The following is a 13,616-nucleotide window of genomic DNA, read 5'->3' as shown; positions in this document are numbered from 1 at the left end:
GGTTACAGATCCTTGACCAGTCGCAATGCGTCATAGATCGCCGCATGGGTATTCCGCGCCGCGACCGCATCGCCGATACGGAACAGGCGGAACCTGCCCTCGGGGTTCTTGCGGACCTCCTGCATCCCGCCGGTGCTCAGCGCTTCGTAATCAACCTCGCCCAGGTTCGAGGACAGCGGCTTCAGGTCGAAATACAGATCGTCCAGCGGACGCGTACCATGGTTGACGATGACCTGATCGACCAGCCGTTCGCGGGTCATGTCGCCGTAGTCGCTGCCCAGCACGGCGCGCAGCTGATTGCCATCGCGCGTCACCGATTTCAGCCGCCAGGTCACGGTAAAGGTGACGTCGCGCCGCTGCAGGCTGCGCATATAGGGCACCAGGTTCATCGCCATTACTTCGGGCGAGAAGCTGCGATCCGGCGTCACGATCTCGACCTTGGCGCCGGTCGCCGCGATTGCATCAGCCGCCTGCAGCGCGGCGTGATCGCCCGCGTCGTCGAAGATCAGGACGTTCTGTCCCGGCTTCACATCCCCCGCGAGGATGTCCCAGGCGGACGAGACAAGCTCGTCCCCCGCCTCCAGCACTTCGGTATGGGGCAGGCCCCCGGTTGCGATGATGACCTCGTCCGGGTTCGTCGCAAGGACGTCCGCCTCATCCGCGAAGGTGTTGAAGTTGAAGGTCACGCCATGCTTTTCGCACATCGCCTGCCGCCACGCGATGATCGAGATCATCTCGCGCCGACGCTCCTGCAGGGCGGTCAGGCGGATCTGGCCGCCGGGTCGGTCGGCGGCCTCGAAAACGGTGACGGCATGGCCGCGCTCGGCGGCGACGCGGGCCGCCTCCATGCCGCCGGGACCTGCGCCGACGATCGTGATGCGCTTTTTCGCCCCGGCCGCCGGAATGGTCTGGGGCATCGTCTGTTCTCGGCCCGTGGCGGCATTGTGCAGGCAGAAGGCCATGCCGCCCTGATAGATGCGGTCAAGGCAATAGTTCGCACCGACACAGGGGCGGATGTCATCCTCGCGCCCGTCGACGATCTTGCGGACCAGATGCGGGTCGGCCATGTGGGCGCGGGTCATCCCCACCATGTCCAGCAGCCCCGCCGCGATGGCATGGCGCGCGGTCGGTACATCGGGGATCTTGGCGGCGTGGAAGGTCGGGAAATTCGTGGCCTTGCGGATCGCCCCCGCGAATTCCAGGTGCGGTGCGTTCCGCATCCCCTGCACCGGGATCAGGTCGGTCAGCCCGGCATCGGTGTCGATATGGCCTTTCACCACGTTCAGGAAATCGACCATGCCGCTGTCGCGCAACCGGCGAGATATCTCGATCCCGTCCTGCGGGGTGATTCCGCCCGGCAGATCCTCGTCCCCGGTATAGCGGACGCCGACGATGAAATCGTCGCCGCAGCGCTTGCGGATCTCGCGCAGGATATCGAAGGTGAAGCGCAGGCGATTGTCCAGGTTGCCGCCATAGGGGCCGTCCAGATCGTTGGTCAGCGGCGACCAGAACTGGTCCATGAGGTGGCCATAGGCCTGAAGCTCGATCCCGTCGAGGCCCGCAGCCTTCATCCGCTCGGCGGCGTCGGCGTAATCCTCGATGATGCGGGCAATGTCCCAGTCTTCCATCTTTTTCGGAAAGGACCGGTGCGCAGCTTCGCGTTCATGCCCCGGCGAGACGACAGGCAGCCAGTCGGCCTTGTCCCAGCGGGTCCGGCGGCCCAGATGGGTCAGCTGGATCATTACCGCGGCCCCGTGATCGTGGCATTCGTCGGCCAACTTCTTCATCCAGCCGACGACCTCGTCCTTCCAGGCCAGGATGTTGTTGAAGACCGGCGGACTGTCCCGCGCGACCGAGGCCGAACCCGCCGTCATCGTCAGCGCCACCCCCGCCTTTGCGCGTTCGACGTGATAGGCGCGGTAGCGATCCTTCGGCATCCCGTCCTCGGGATAGGCCGGTTCATGGCTGGTGATCATGATCCGGTTGCGAAGCGTCAGGTGCTTCAACTGAAACGGCTGAAGAAGGGGATCGTTCGACATGGCTTTGCCTGCGGATGAGGTTGTTGCTGTCCCGAAAATCCGAAAACTGTTCACTCATGTCAATTCAAAAATCATCAATGAACACCCTGCGCCCAAAATTGAACATTTGGCTTGCCGCACCCTGTCCGACAGCCTATCAACGGCCTATGGAACGCACGGGCGCATCAGAAACGGGTTGGCGCGGGTCGCGCGAAGGCTGGCTGGAAGCGGGCTATCAGGCCCTGATCGAAAACGGCATCGACGCGGTGAAGATCCTGCCGCTGGCCAAGGGGCTCAACCTGTCGCGTACCAGCTTCTACTGGTTCTTCGAAGATCGCGAGGCGCTGCTTTCGGCACTGCTGGAGGGGTGGGAGCAGAAGACCACGAAGCCGCTGGTCGATGCGACGACGCATTACGCCGAAAGTCGGGCCGAGGCGATGTTGAACCTGATGACCTGCTTCCTGTCGCCGGATGCCTTTGATTCCCGTCTTGAATTTGCGGTCCGCAGTTGGGCCTTGCAGGACGAAAAAGTCGCTGCCCGCGTGAAAGAGGCGGATGAACTGCGGCTGGCGGCGCTGACTCGCCTGATGGAAAGCTGGGACGTTCCCCCGATGGAGGCGGATATCCGCGCCCGCACCATCTATCTGGTGCAGATCGGCTATATCTCGACCCAGACCAACGAGGACACCGAGACGCGGCTTGCCCGCATCCCGATGTATGTCCGCATCTATGCCGACCAGGAACCCGAGCCACGGGAAATCGCGCGATTCAACGCCCGTTTTCGTCGGCCGAACGCCTGATCCTGCCCCACCGGGCACCCGCAGGCGCCGGGTCACATGCATATTTTGTCTACGCATTGGCGCGCCCATTATTACGGCGCCCCCGCCTTGCGGAGCCCTAAGCGCTTGAAATTCGATCTGTTCAGTCAAGTCCGCTGCAAGTTCCACAGTGCATGTGAAATGCGCGCACATGAACCATAGTATGACAGTCATGAACATTTTGTTGCCAGCTGCGGGATGAGTCTGCTAGCCAAGTTGCAATGACGCCGGTTACGGACGAGGATCGACGACATGCGAGTGGGGATCATTGGCGCTACGGGGTGGCTGGGATCGGCCTTGGGGGGACACCTGCTGACGCGGGGTGTTGTCCCTGCCAGCGATCTTGTCCTTCTGAACCGCAGCGGTCCGCGCGCCGATTATCACGGCCACCGCGTCGAATGGGCCTCCAACGCGGACGCACTTTCGGCGGCGGCCGATGTGATCGTCGTATCTGTCCGCCCCGAAGACTGGGCGAGCCTGAAACTTCAAGCCGAAGGCAAGCTTGTCATCTCGTTCATGGCGGGGGTCGGCTCGGGCGTGCTGTCGAAATGCGGTGGCCGGATCGTGCGGGCCATGCCCAATGCAGCGGCCGAGATCGGGGCCTCCTATTCCCCCTTCTGGGCCGATGTCGGCACAACCCCGCAGGACCGTGCGACCGCCGCGCGACTGCTTTCGGCCATTGGCACCACCGATGAGCTGCCGGACGAAGCGCAGATCGACCTGATGACGGCCCTGCCCGGATCTGGCGCAGCCTATCCCGCGCTGATGGCCATGGCGATGGCGCGCTTCATGCAGGAGCGCGGTGTGCCCGCGGAAATCGCATGGCGCGCGACCGAGGCCGCGGTCTGCGGCGGCGCGGCCATGCTATCAGGGCGCATAGATCAGGCGGAAACGCTTGTAGAAGCCTATCGCGACTATCGCGGCACCACCGCCGCCGGAATTGATGCAGCCGAGGCGGAGGGCTTTTCGCTGGCCATCTCGCGCGCTCTCGAAGCAGCCACCGAAAAGGCGCGCCAGATGGGCGCGGCTTTCCAGACCTAGCCATACCGGGAATGCAGCGAGCTTCGCGGCGGTTCGCATGCATCGACATCAAATAGCCGCAACAGGGAAAACCATAATGAACAAACTTGCACTCGCCCTTGCAGCCGGTCTTCCCGCTGCGGCCTTCGCAGGCGCCGCCAGCGCCGATTGCGGTTCCTTCACCATCGCAAGCATGAACTGGCAAAGCGCCGAGGTGCTGGCCAACCTGGACCAGTTCATCCTGAACGAAGGCTATGGTTGCGATGCCGAGATTACGACCAGCGACACCGTCCCCGCGATCACTTCGCTGGTGGAAAAGGGCCAGCCCGAGGTGGTGCCGGAATCCTGGGTCGACCTGATGCCCGAAGTCGTGGCCGGGGGCCTGAAGGACGGCAAGATCGTCGAACTGTCGCGCTCGCTGTCCGATGGCGGCCAGCAGGGCTGGTTCATCCCCCGCTACATGCTGGACGAGCACCCGAACCTGAACAAGATCGAGGAAATCCTCGCCCATCCCGAACTTTTCCCCGCCCCCGAGGATGCCTCCAAGGGCGCGGTCTATAACGGTCCGCAGGGCTGGGGCGGCACCGTCGTCACCACCCAGCTTGCGAAAGCCTTCGATATCGAGGGCAAGGGCTTCACGCTGGTCGATACCGGCTCGGCCGCAGGCCTCGACGGCTCGATGGCGAAGGCCTACGAGCAGAAGGCGCCGTGGCTGGGCTTCTACTGGTCGCCCACTTCGATGCTGGGCAAGTACGATATGGTGCCGGTCGATTTCGGAATGCCGAACGACATGGCAGAGTGGAAGCGCTGCACCTCGGTCTCGGAATGCGCCGATCCCAAGCAGAACGCCTTCCCGCGTGACAACGTCTTCACGCTGGTGTCGAAAAGCTTCGCCGAAAAGACCGATCCGGCTGTCATCGACTATCTCTCGAAGCGCAGCTGGACCAACGACACCGTCAACACGCTGATGGCGTGGATGACCGACAATCAGGCCACTGGCGAGGATGGCGCGCGCGAGTTCCTGAAGACCCACGAGGACCTTTGGACCGCATGGGTCACGCCGGAAGCGGCCGAAAAGATCAAGTCCGCCCTCTGAAGCCGAAGAGGGGCGGCGTTCTGCCGCCCTGCCCTTCGCCCTGTCGGTAGCTACTGCCCAATGACGAGGTCGCGATGACTTGGTTCAACAAGTTTCCACAGCTGGATGACGGTTTTCTCCGTGATCTGAAGAAAGTCATCGACGATGGCTTCCGGTCCTTCACCCGCGCCTATGGCGATGCCATCGAAGGCCTGTTCGAACCGCTGCGCCATTTCCTGGTCTGGTCCGAGAACCTTCTGACCAATACGCCCTGGCCCATCATCCTGCTGGCCGTCGCGGCTCTTGCCTGGGGTGCCAGCCGCAGCATCCGCATCGTCATCGCCAGCATCGTGACCCTGTGCCTGATCGGCGCGTTCGGGATGTGGGACGATACGATGAAGACGATCTCGATGATCCTGACCTCGACCCTGCTGGCCATCGCGGTCGGGTTGCCAATCGGCATCCTGATGTCGCGGTCGGACCGGGTGCAGTCGGTGGTCAACCCGGTTCTGGACATCATGCAGACGATGCCGTCCTTCGTCTATCTGATCCCGGTCGTGATGCTGCTTGGGATCGGCAAGGTGCCCGGCCTGATCGCGGTGGTGATCTATGCCATCCCCCCAATGATCCGCCTGACCAACCTTGGCATCCGGCAGGTCGACCGCGAGGTGCTGGAGGCGGCGGATGCCTTTGGTTCCTCTCGCTGGCAAAGGCTGGTCAAGGCGGAACTGCCTCTGGCCCTGCCGACCATCATGGCGGGGATCAACCAGACGATCATGATGGCGCTGGCCATGGTCGTCATCGCATCGATGATCGGGGTGCAGGGTTTGGGCCAGCCGGTGCTGAAGGCGATCTCGAACCAGTATTTCACGCTTGGCCTGTTCAACGGTCTGGCCATCGTCGGCATCGCGATCCTGTTCGATCGCATCAGCCAGGCCTGGGGCCACCGGCTGCAGAAACATCGCGGAGGCGGCCATGTCTGAACCCATCGGGATCGAGATCAGAAACCTCTACAAGATCTTCGGGGCGCGTGGCGCCGAGTTCATCGACGCCATCAATGGCGGCATGACCAAGCAGGAACTGAACGACAACCATCGCCACGTCCTGGGCCTGCGCGACATCAACATCACAATTCCCGCGGGCGCGATCCAGGTCGTGATGGGCCTGTCCGGCTCGGGCAAGTCGACGCTGATCCGCCATATCAACCGGCTGATCGATCCCACCGCCGGACAGATCCTGGTCGAAGGGCAAGATGTCGTGCAGATGTCCCCCGAGGCGCTGCGCAGCTTCCGACGTCACAGGACCGCGATGGTGTTCCAGAAGTTCGGATTGCTGCCGCACCGCACCGTGATCGAGAACGTGGGCTATGGGCTTGAGGTGCAGGGCGTCGATTCCGCCCAACGCAACAAGACCTCGATGCGCTGGATCGAACGTGTCGGCCTGTCCGGATACGAGGCGAAATATCCCAGCCAGCTTTCGGGCGGCATGCAGCAGCGCGTCGGACTGGCCCGCGCGCTGGCGAATGACGCGCCGATCCTGCTGATGGACGAGGCCTACTCCGCGCTGGATCCGCTGATCCGCTATGACATGCAGACCGTTTTGCTGGACCTGCAGAAAGAGGTGCGCAAGACCATCGTCTTCATCACCCATGACCTTGACGAGGCGCTGCGCATCGGCGACCGGATCGCGCTTCTGCGCGACGGCTCGGTCATCCAGCAGGGCACGGGGCAGGACATCGTGCTGAACCCCGCCGACGACTATGTCGCGAATTTCGTCCAGCATGTCGATCGCGGCAAGGTCGTGCAGGTCGCCTCGGTAATGGAGCCCTTGGCCCCGGACGCGGGCGGGGTGCCGATGATCCGTTCGGACATCACCCTGACCGAGGCGCTGCGCGACATGATGGGCCGGGGCGTTCAGTGCCTTGGGGTCGAGGATGGCAGCGGACGGCCCGTGGGGCAATTGTCCCTGCAACGCGCGATCTCGGTCTCGGCAGGGGCCTGAGATGGCGCGGCCGCCCCTTGCGGATCTGGATGGCAGCCATTTCGAGGTCGTCATCATCGGCGCCGGCGCCGTCGGCTGTGCCACCGCCCGCGAACTGGCCGAGCGCGGCTATCGCACGCTGCTGGTCGATCGCGGGGACATCGGCGCGGGCACCTCGGCCCGTTCCAGCCGGATGCTTTATTCGGGCGTCGGCTATCTCGCCCCGCGTTATCCGCTGTGGCAGATGGTGCTGCACCCGCGCGACATGCTGGAACGCCTGCGCTATACGCGGCAGGTGATGCGGTGCCGGGCCGAACTGGTCCGGCTGATGCCGGGGCACCTGACGCGGCATTCCTTCCATTATCCGTTCCGGCGCGGAGATCGCTATCCGGCATGGCTGGTCGGCATCGGCTTCCGCTTGGCCGACGCCTTGGGCGAATGGGAATTCCCGCTCTCCTACCGCCGCAAGAACCGGGCCGATGCCGCCGGCCTCAGCCCGCTTGCAGCCGAACTTGGCGGTTCCCTGACCGGGGTCGGCCATTTCGAAGAATACATGTATGCCTGGCCCGAGCGGATCTGCGTCGATACCGCGCTGGATGCGGAACGTCGGGGCGCGATCATCCGCACCTATACCGCGGTGACCGGGCTTCAACGGACCGCCGACCGGTGGCAGGTGACACTGGAGGAACGCGAACCCCATGCGACGGGGATTGCAAACCTTACCGCCGATCTGGTCGTGAATGCGGCCGGTCCCTGGATCGACATGGTTCCGGGTGCAGGCCGCGGCCCCCGCGTCCTTGGCGTCAAGGGCGTCAACGTCATGGTCCGCCTGCCCGAAGGGTTCCGCGGGCTGGGGCTTGAGGCTTTTTCCAGCAAGGGTGAGCCCTTCTATGTCTTTCCCTGGCGCGACCTTCACTTCATGGGTCCCACAGAGACCGTCGTCTCGGCAGATCCGGACGAGATCAGGGTCGAGGATGCCGAGATCGACTATATCCTGGCCGAGGCGAACCAGCTGTTCCCGCGCCTGCGCCTGGACCGTTGCGATGTGCTGCACGCGTGGTGCGGGGTGCGCCCGACCTCGACCCTGGACGGCAGATCGCCTGTTCTGCCGGTCCGCGTCGTCGCAGATCCGGCTACGCCACAGCTGCTTGCCGTGACGGGTTCCACGATCATGCTTCACCGCCACGCCGCTCGCATGGTGGCCCGCGCGGTCGAAGAACGGCTTGGCATACGCGCCGACGGCCCCCACGGCCCCATCGTGAAGCCAGAGCCGCCGCAGACGGCCGAAGGGCTGACGGCGCTGGTGCACCGGGAACATGTCATCCGGCTGGGCGACCTGATCCGGCGACGGCTGCCCGACGGGCTTGGTCCCGACCTTGGGCTGGACCGGGCCGAGGAATTGTCCCATGCCCTTGCCGCGGCCAAAGACTGGACCGAGGACCGCCGGCACGCGGAGTTGCGCGACTTCCACGATGAGGTGGCAAGGATCAACCCCGCCCCCACAGGGGGTGGCTTCAGGCACGCGGCGGAGTCCGGTCAACCGGGCTGACCCTTACCGGCGAACCGGCCACCTGTCCAAGCCCGCCCTTCGGCATTTAAGGAGACCCTTGCGGATCTCCTTTCGTTTTCAGCCCGCCAGCAGCGCGGCGTTTCCGCCAGCCGCCGTCGTATCGACGCAAAGGTGGCGTTCATGCGCGACATGGGCCAGATCGGGCATGGCCGTGACCAGCTGGACGATCTCGCCCTCGCGTTCGGCCAGCGCCGCGGCATAGGCCCGGCCCTGCATCTCGTCCCCCCACCACAGCACGGCCGAAAGCTGCGGCAAGCGGCCCAGCGCCTCGGGCGAAAGATCGCCATCCGCGGCGACCGCCAGCCCGCCCAGCCGCTGGACCGCCGTGACTTGCGCCGCGACCGCGGCCCGGCCCGGACCAAGGCACAGAACCGGCGCACGAGTATGCGAGGACAGGCGGTTCAATTCCCCTGTCGGACCGGGCATCAGGCGCTCCTCGATCTTCTTCGGGGTCGCGCTCGACAGAGCGGCGCGCAACCGCGCCTCGTCGGCCGGGCCCTTCCATTCCATCCCGATGGCCGAAGGCTCGCCCGGCGCGAAGAAACGCGGGACATAGCGCGGGCCGCCCGCCTTCGGCCCGGTGCCCGACAACCCCTCGCCCCCAAAGGGCTGGCTGCCGACAACCGCGCCGATCTGGTTGCGGTTGACATAGATGTTGCCGACATGGATCGCGTCGGTAACCTCCTGCACGCGGCTGTCGATGCGGGTGTGAAGTCCAAAGGTCAGCCCGAAGCCGCGCGCATTGATGTCGGAGATCACTTTGCCCAATTCGTCGCCCTTGAAGGTCGCGACATGCAGGACCGGGCCAAAGATCTCGCGTTCCAGATCGGCGATGCCGCGGACCTTCAGCAGGGTCGGCGGGATGAACCAGCCCTGCGCCGGCGCGTCAAGCTTGTGGATCACGCGCTTGCCGTTGGCGGCAATGTAATCGGCAATGTCCTTCTGTGCCTTCGGATCGATCACCGGGCCGACATCCGTCTGCAAAGCCCACGGATCGCCCAAGACCAGCTCGTCCATCGCGCCCTTGATCATCTCGATCAGGTGCGGGGCGATATCCTCCTGCACGTAAAGGCAGCGCAGCGCCGAACAGCGCTGACCGGCCGACCGGAACGAGGATGCCACGACATCGCGGACCGCCTGTTCCGGCAACGCGGTGGAATCGACGATCATGGCGTTCAGCCCGCCGGTCTCGGCGATCAGCGGAGTTCCGGGGTGCAGATGCTCGGCCATGGTGCGCGAGATCGTCTGCGCCGTCGCGGTCGAGCCGGTAAAGACCACACCCGCGATCCGCGGGTCCGAGGTCAGCGCGGTCCCGACCACGCTGCCACGACCGGGCAGCAGTTGCAGCGCGGTGTTCGGAACGCCCGCCTGATGCAGCAGCTGGACGCCCAGCATCGCGATGACGGGCGTCGCCTCGGCCGGTTTCGCGATGACGGCGTTCCCCGCCATCAGCGCCGCGGCGATCTGGCCGGTGAAGATCGCCAGCGGAAAGTTCCACGGGCTGATCGCGCCGACAACGCCGCGCGGGGCCTGCGGGCTCGCCTCGCCCTCGGCGGCGTAATAGCGCAGGAAATCCACCGCCTCGCGCAGTTCGGCCACGGCATCGCCCAGCGACTTGCCCGCCTCGCGTCCAAGCACAGCGAAGATGCGACCGAAATCCGCCTCGTAAAGATCGGCGGCGCGGCGCAGGATGCGGGCACGTTCGGCGGCCGGAACATCCCAGGTGCGGGCGTCATCGATGGCGCGCGCGGCGGTCTCTGCGTCGACCATCATCACCTGCGCAATCGCCGCGCCCGTCGCCGGGTTCAGGACATCCTGCATCGCCCCGGTCGGCGGCGAGACGGTCTGCGGCATCGCATCGGGAATCGGCAAGTCGCGCGCGGCGCGGATCCGGGCCAGCGTCTCTTCATCGTTCAGGTCGAACCCGACCGAGTTCCGCCGCTCGTCTCCGTAAAGCGCGGCGGGGGCCAGCAGGGAACGCGGGGCATGCGCCGTCGCCAGCGCCTCGAACGGGTCGCGCGCGACCTCTTCGGGGGATACGCTTTCGTTGACGATCTGGTGGACGAAGGACGAGTTCGCCCCGTTCTCCAGCAGGCGGCGGACCAGATAGGCCAACAGGTCCCGATGCGCCCCGACCGGGGCATAGATCCGGCAGCGGCCCTTGGTTTCGTTCAGCACGATGTCATGCAGCCGCTCGCCCATGCCATGCAGGCGCTGGAATTCGAAGCGGATGCCGCCGACCATCTCAAGGACGGCAGCCACGGTCTGGGCGTTATGCGTCGCGAATTGCGGATAGATGCGGTCGGCATAGCCGATCAGCTTCTTCGCGTTGGAAATATAGCTGACATCGGTGGCGACCTTGCTGGTGAACAGCGGGAAGCCCTCGAACCCCTCGACCTGCGCGCGCTTGATCTCGGTATCCCAATAGGCGCCCTTGACCAGTCGAACCATGATCCTGCGGTCAAGCCGCGTCGCGGTCTGGTAAAGCCAGTCGATCACCTGCCCGGCGCGCTTGCCATAGGCCTGCACGACAACGCCGAAGCCATCCCACCCGGCCAGCGAGGGATCGGACAGCACAGCCTCAATCACCTTCAGCGACAGGACCAGCCGGTCCTGTTCCTCGGCGTCGATGTTCATGCCCATGCCACCGGCCTTGGCTTGCTGCGCCAGCTTCAGCACCACCGGCACCAGTTCGGCCATGACGCGCTCTTCCTGCGCGACCTCATAGCGCGGATGCAGCGCCGACAGCTTGATCGAGATGCCTGGATTGGCCTCGACCGAGCCCTTGTCGCAGGCCTTGGCAATGGCCGCGATCGCGTCGGAATAGGCGCGGTCATAGCGCACCGCGTCTGCGCCGGTCATCGCCGCCTCGCCCAGCATGTCATAGCTGTAGGTAAAACCCTGCGACTCGCGCTTGCGGGCGCGGTCCAGCGCACCTTCGATGGTCTGGCCCAGAACGAACTGGCGGCCCATCTCTTTCATGGCGCGGCCGACGGCAGAGCGGATCACCGGCTCGCCCAGGCGGCGCACCATGCGGCGCAGCGTCCCGGCCTGATCGTCGTCTAGCACCTTGCCGGTCAGCATGAGCGCCCAGGTCGAGGCGTTGACCAGCGACGAGCTGGCCTCGCCCAGATGCTTGCCCCAGTCCGAGGGCGCGATCTTGTCCTCGATCAGCGCGTCGATGGTCTGGCGGTCGGGCACGCGCAGCATCGCTTCGGCTAGGCACATCAGCGCCACGCCTTCGCGCGTGGACAGCCCGTATTCCGCCAGGAAATGCTCCATCATCGTCGGCTTGGCCTCGACCCGGATGCGGCGGACAAGATCGGCGGCGCGCGTGGTGATCGCGGCGCGCGTGTCGGCATCCAGCCCGGCCTGCTGCACAAGCCCGGTCAGAAGCGCCGCTTCATCCGCGAATTTCGCGTCGGTTGAAAACACTGTGGGGCTGACATGCGCCATGCCGATCTCCTTATTCGATGCGGGAGAGATAGCAGAAAGGTTCTGGTCCATGTGTCTGAATGCATGTTAATCCATAGTCCGAAGGAACAAAATCGGGGCGGAAAACGGATGGAAGAGAAACTTGATGCCATCGACCGCAAGATCTTGGCCGAACTGACCGAGAACGCCCGCATTCCGGTTGCCGAACTGGCGCGCAAGGTGGGGTTGTCCAAGACCCCCGTGGCGCTGCGCATCCGCCATCTTGAGGAGATCGGCTTGATCACCGGCTATCGCGCGATCCTGTCGCCGATGAAGCTGGGCCTGACCAACGTGACCTATCTTGAGGTCAGCATGAACGACACGCGCGAACACGCGCTTCAGCAGTTCAACGCCGCCGTCCGCGCCATTCCCGAAGTCGAGGAATGCTACATGATCGCGGGCGGTTGCGATTACCTGCTGAAGGTCCGTTCGCGCGACATGAACCATTTCCGCCAGATCCTTGCCGACAAGATCTCGTCCCTGCCCCATATCAGCAATACCTCCAGCCACGTCTCGATGGAGGCGGTGGTGGAACAGAACTTCAATCTGGGCTGAAGGGTTCAGCCCGCCATCATCCGGGCGATGTAAACGGCGATCATCAGGTCCAGATGCGCGCCGCCGCCGTTCTTGAAGACCGTGATCTCGTCATCCGTGACGCGCTTGCGGGCGTCCGGGCGCACGAGGTCGTAAAGATCGCCCAGCACGTCCCCCGGTGTGATCGCACCCGAGGCGATCGGCAGCATCAACTCTCCGATATGGCCAATGGTGGTGGCGCGGCTGTCGACGAACAGCGCCGCGCGGGCCATCAGCGCATCATCGGCCTCGCGCATGTCGGCCTTGAACGCGCCGATCAGGTCGACATGGGTACCGGGTCGCAGCCAGTCGCCAAGAATGACCGGCTCGCGCGCCATCGTCGCGGTCGAGACGATATCCGCCCGACCGACCGCATCGGGCAGGTCGGTGACGACGGCAAGTTCGGCCCCGATCCCGGCCAGACCCGCGACCAGCGCCTGCGCCTGTTCGGGACGCCGCGCCCAGACCGACACGCGCTCGATCCCCGCCAGAACCGTGGTATAGGCCCGGATCAGGCTGGCCGCGACCGTGCCCGCACCGACGACCAGCAGATGGCGGCTGTCCGGGCGGGCCAACAGGCTGGCGCCCAGCACCGAATCCGCCGCCGTCTTGACGCCTGTCACCAGCGCACTGTCGATGACTGCGGCAAGCGCGCCGTCGTCGGGATCAAAGACCAGCATCGCCCCCTGCACCGTCGGAAGGCCACGCGCGGCATTGGCGTCAAAGACGGTGAACGACTTCGCGCCATAGCCCAGCCCCTCGATATAGGCCGAGCGGCTCATCATCGTGCCATGCGCGGGCCCAAGGAACACGTCGCGGATCTGCGCAGGAGGCAGGAGATGACCCGCCCGCAATGCCTCGACCGCGCCACCCCAGTCGATGCGGCCCACTGCATCCGAGGACGAGATTACCACCGGGCGTCGGATCGCATCGGTCATCGCAGCTGTCTTTCGTGTTGGGTGGCCGGAATATCTGTGACGTCCCGAACTTGGTTCGGCCAGCGAAATTCGCATGGGCCTTGTCATCAATTCGCCACGAAGATGGGGCCATTTCGAATTGACCGCCCAAAGCAAGGGCAAATTCCAATT

The 13,616-nt window shown here is 64.8% G+C and carries 10 protein-coding genes; 7 read left to right on the top strand and 3 right to left on the bottom strand.

Annotation, left to right across the window (positions count from 1 at the left end; genetic code table 11):
- Window positions 1–2: 2 nt before the first annotated feature.
- Window positions 3–2,039: an N-methyl-L-proline N-demethylase HpbA gene (gene hpbA, locus RM190_RS04375; RefSeq protein ID WP_311758188.1), complete on the bottom strand. Its 2,037-nt coding sequence runs from the start codon at window positions 2,037–2,039 to the stop codon at window positions 3–5.
- A gap of 146 nt (window positions 2,040–2,185) precedes the next feature.
- Here hpbA and RM190_RS04370 point away from each other — a divergent pair, with 146 nt between their 5' ends.
- The 6 genes from RM190_RS04370 (at window position 2,186) to RM190_RS04345 (ending at window position 8,460) form a co-directional block, all read left to right on the top strand.
- A complete protein-coding gene (locus RM190_RS04370; RefSeq protein WP_311758187.1) occupies window positions 2,186–2,818 on the top strand; it encodes a TetR/AcrR family transcriptional regulator in 633 nt (210 codons plus the stop codon).
- Window positions 2,819–3,088: 270 nt separating this feature from the next.
- Complete coding sequence (locus RM190_RS04365; RefSeq protein WP_311758186.1) at window positions 3,089–3,877, top strand: pyrroline-5-carboxylate reductase family protein; 789 nt, start codon at window positions 3,089–3,091, stop codon at window positions 3,875–3,877.
- A 76-nt stretch (window positions 3,878–3,953) separates the two neighbouring features.
- Window positions 3,954–4,952 (top strand): ABC transporter substrate-binding protein, encoded by a 999-nt coding sequence (locus RM190_RS04360; protein WP_311758185.1) that lies wholly within the window; start codon window positions 3,954–3,956, stop codon window positions 4,950–4,952.
- Window positions 4,953–5,026: 74 nt separating this feature from the next.
- Window positions 5,027–5,914 (top strand): ABC transporter permease, encoded by an 888-nt coding sequence (locus RM190_RS04355; RefSeq protein WP_311758184.1) that lies wholly within the window; start codon window positions 5,027–5,029, stop codon window positions 5,912–5,914.
- Entirely contained in the window at window positions 5,907–6,932 is a 1,026-nt protein-coding gene (locus tag RM190_RS04350; RefSeq protein WP_311758183.1) for a quaternary amine ABC transporter ATP-binding protein, read from the top strand. The genes RM190_RS04355 and RM190_RS04350 overlap by 8 nt, the downstream gene beginning before the upstream one ends.
- A gap of 1 nt (window position 6,933) precedes the next feature.
- Window positions 6,934–8,460: an FAD-dependent oxidoreductase gene (locus tag RM190_RS04345; protein WP_311758182.1), complete on the top strand. Its 1,527-nt coding sequence runs from the start codon at window positions 6,934–6,936 to the stop codon at window positions 8,458–8,460.
- 78 nt (window positions 8,461–8,538) lie between these two features.
- Here RM190_RS04345 and putA read toward each other — a convergent pair whose 3' ends face one another.
- Window positions 8,539–11,937: a bifunctional proline dehydrogenase/L-glutamate gamma-semialdehyde dehydrogenase PutA gene (gene putA / locus RM190_RS04340; protein WP_311758181.1), complete on the bottom strand. Its 3,399-nt coding sequence runs from the start codon at window positions 11,935–11,937 to the stop codon at window positions 8,539–8,541.
- 108 nt (window positions 11,938–12,045) lie between these two features.
- On the opposite strand from putA, the gene RM190_RS04335 reads away from it, so the two are divergent.
- Window positions 12,046–12,510 carry an Lrp/AsnC family transcriptional regulator gene (locus RM190_RS04335; protein ID WP_311758180.1) on the top strand — a complete coding sequence of 155 codons (465 nt, stop codon included), beginning with the start codon at window positions 12,046–12,048 and terminating at the stop codon, window positions 12,508–12,510.
- Between the two features lie 5 nt (window positions 12,511–12,515).
- Here RM190_RS04335 and RM190_RS04330 read toward each other — a convergent pair whose 3' ends face one another.
- Window positions 12,516–13,466 (bottom strand): ornithine cyclodeaminase family protein, encoded by a 951-nt coding sequence (locus tag RM190_RS04330; protein ID WP_311758179.1) that lies wholly within the window; start codon window positions 13,464–13,466, stop codon window positions 12,516–12,518.
- Between the last annotated feature and the right edge of the window lie 150 nt (window positions 13,467–13,616).

This window comes from Paracoccus broussonetiae (genome assembly GCF_031854425.1).
In the GTDB taxonomy this organism is placed as follows: Bacteria; Pseudomonadota; Alphaproteobacteria; order Rhodobacterales; family Rhodobacteraceae; genus Paracoccus; species Paracoccus broussonetiae.
Note: the sequence above shows the minus strand (reverse complement) of the source record. Positions and strands in the feature narration are given on the sequence as shown.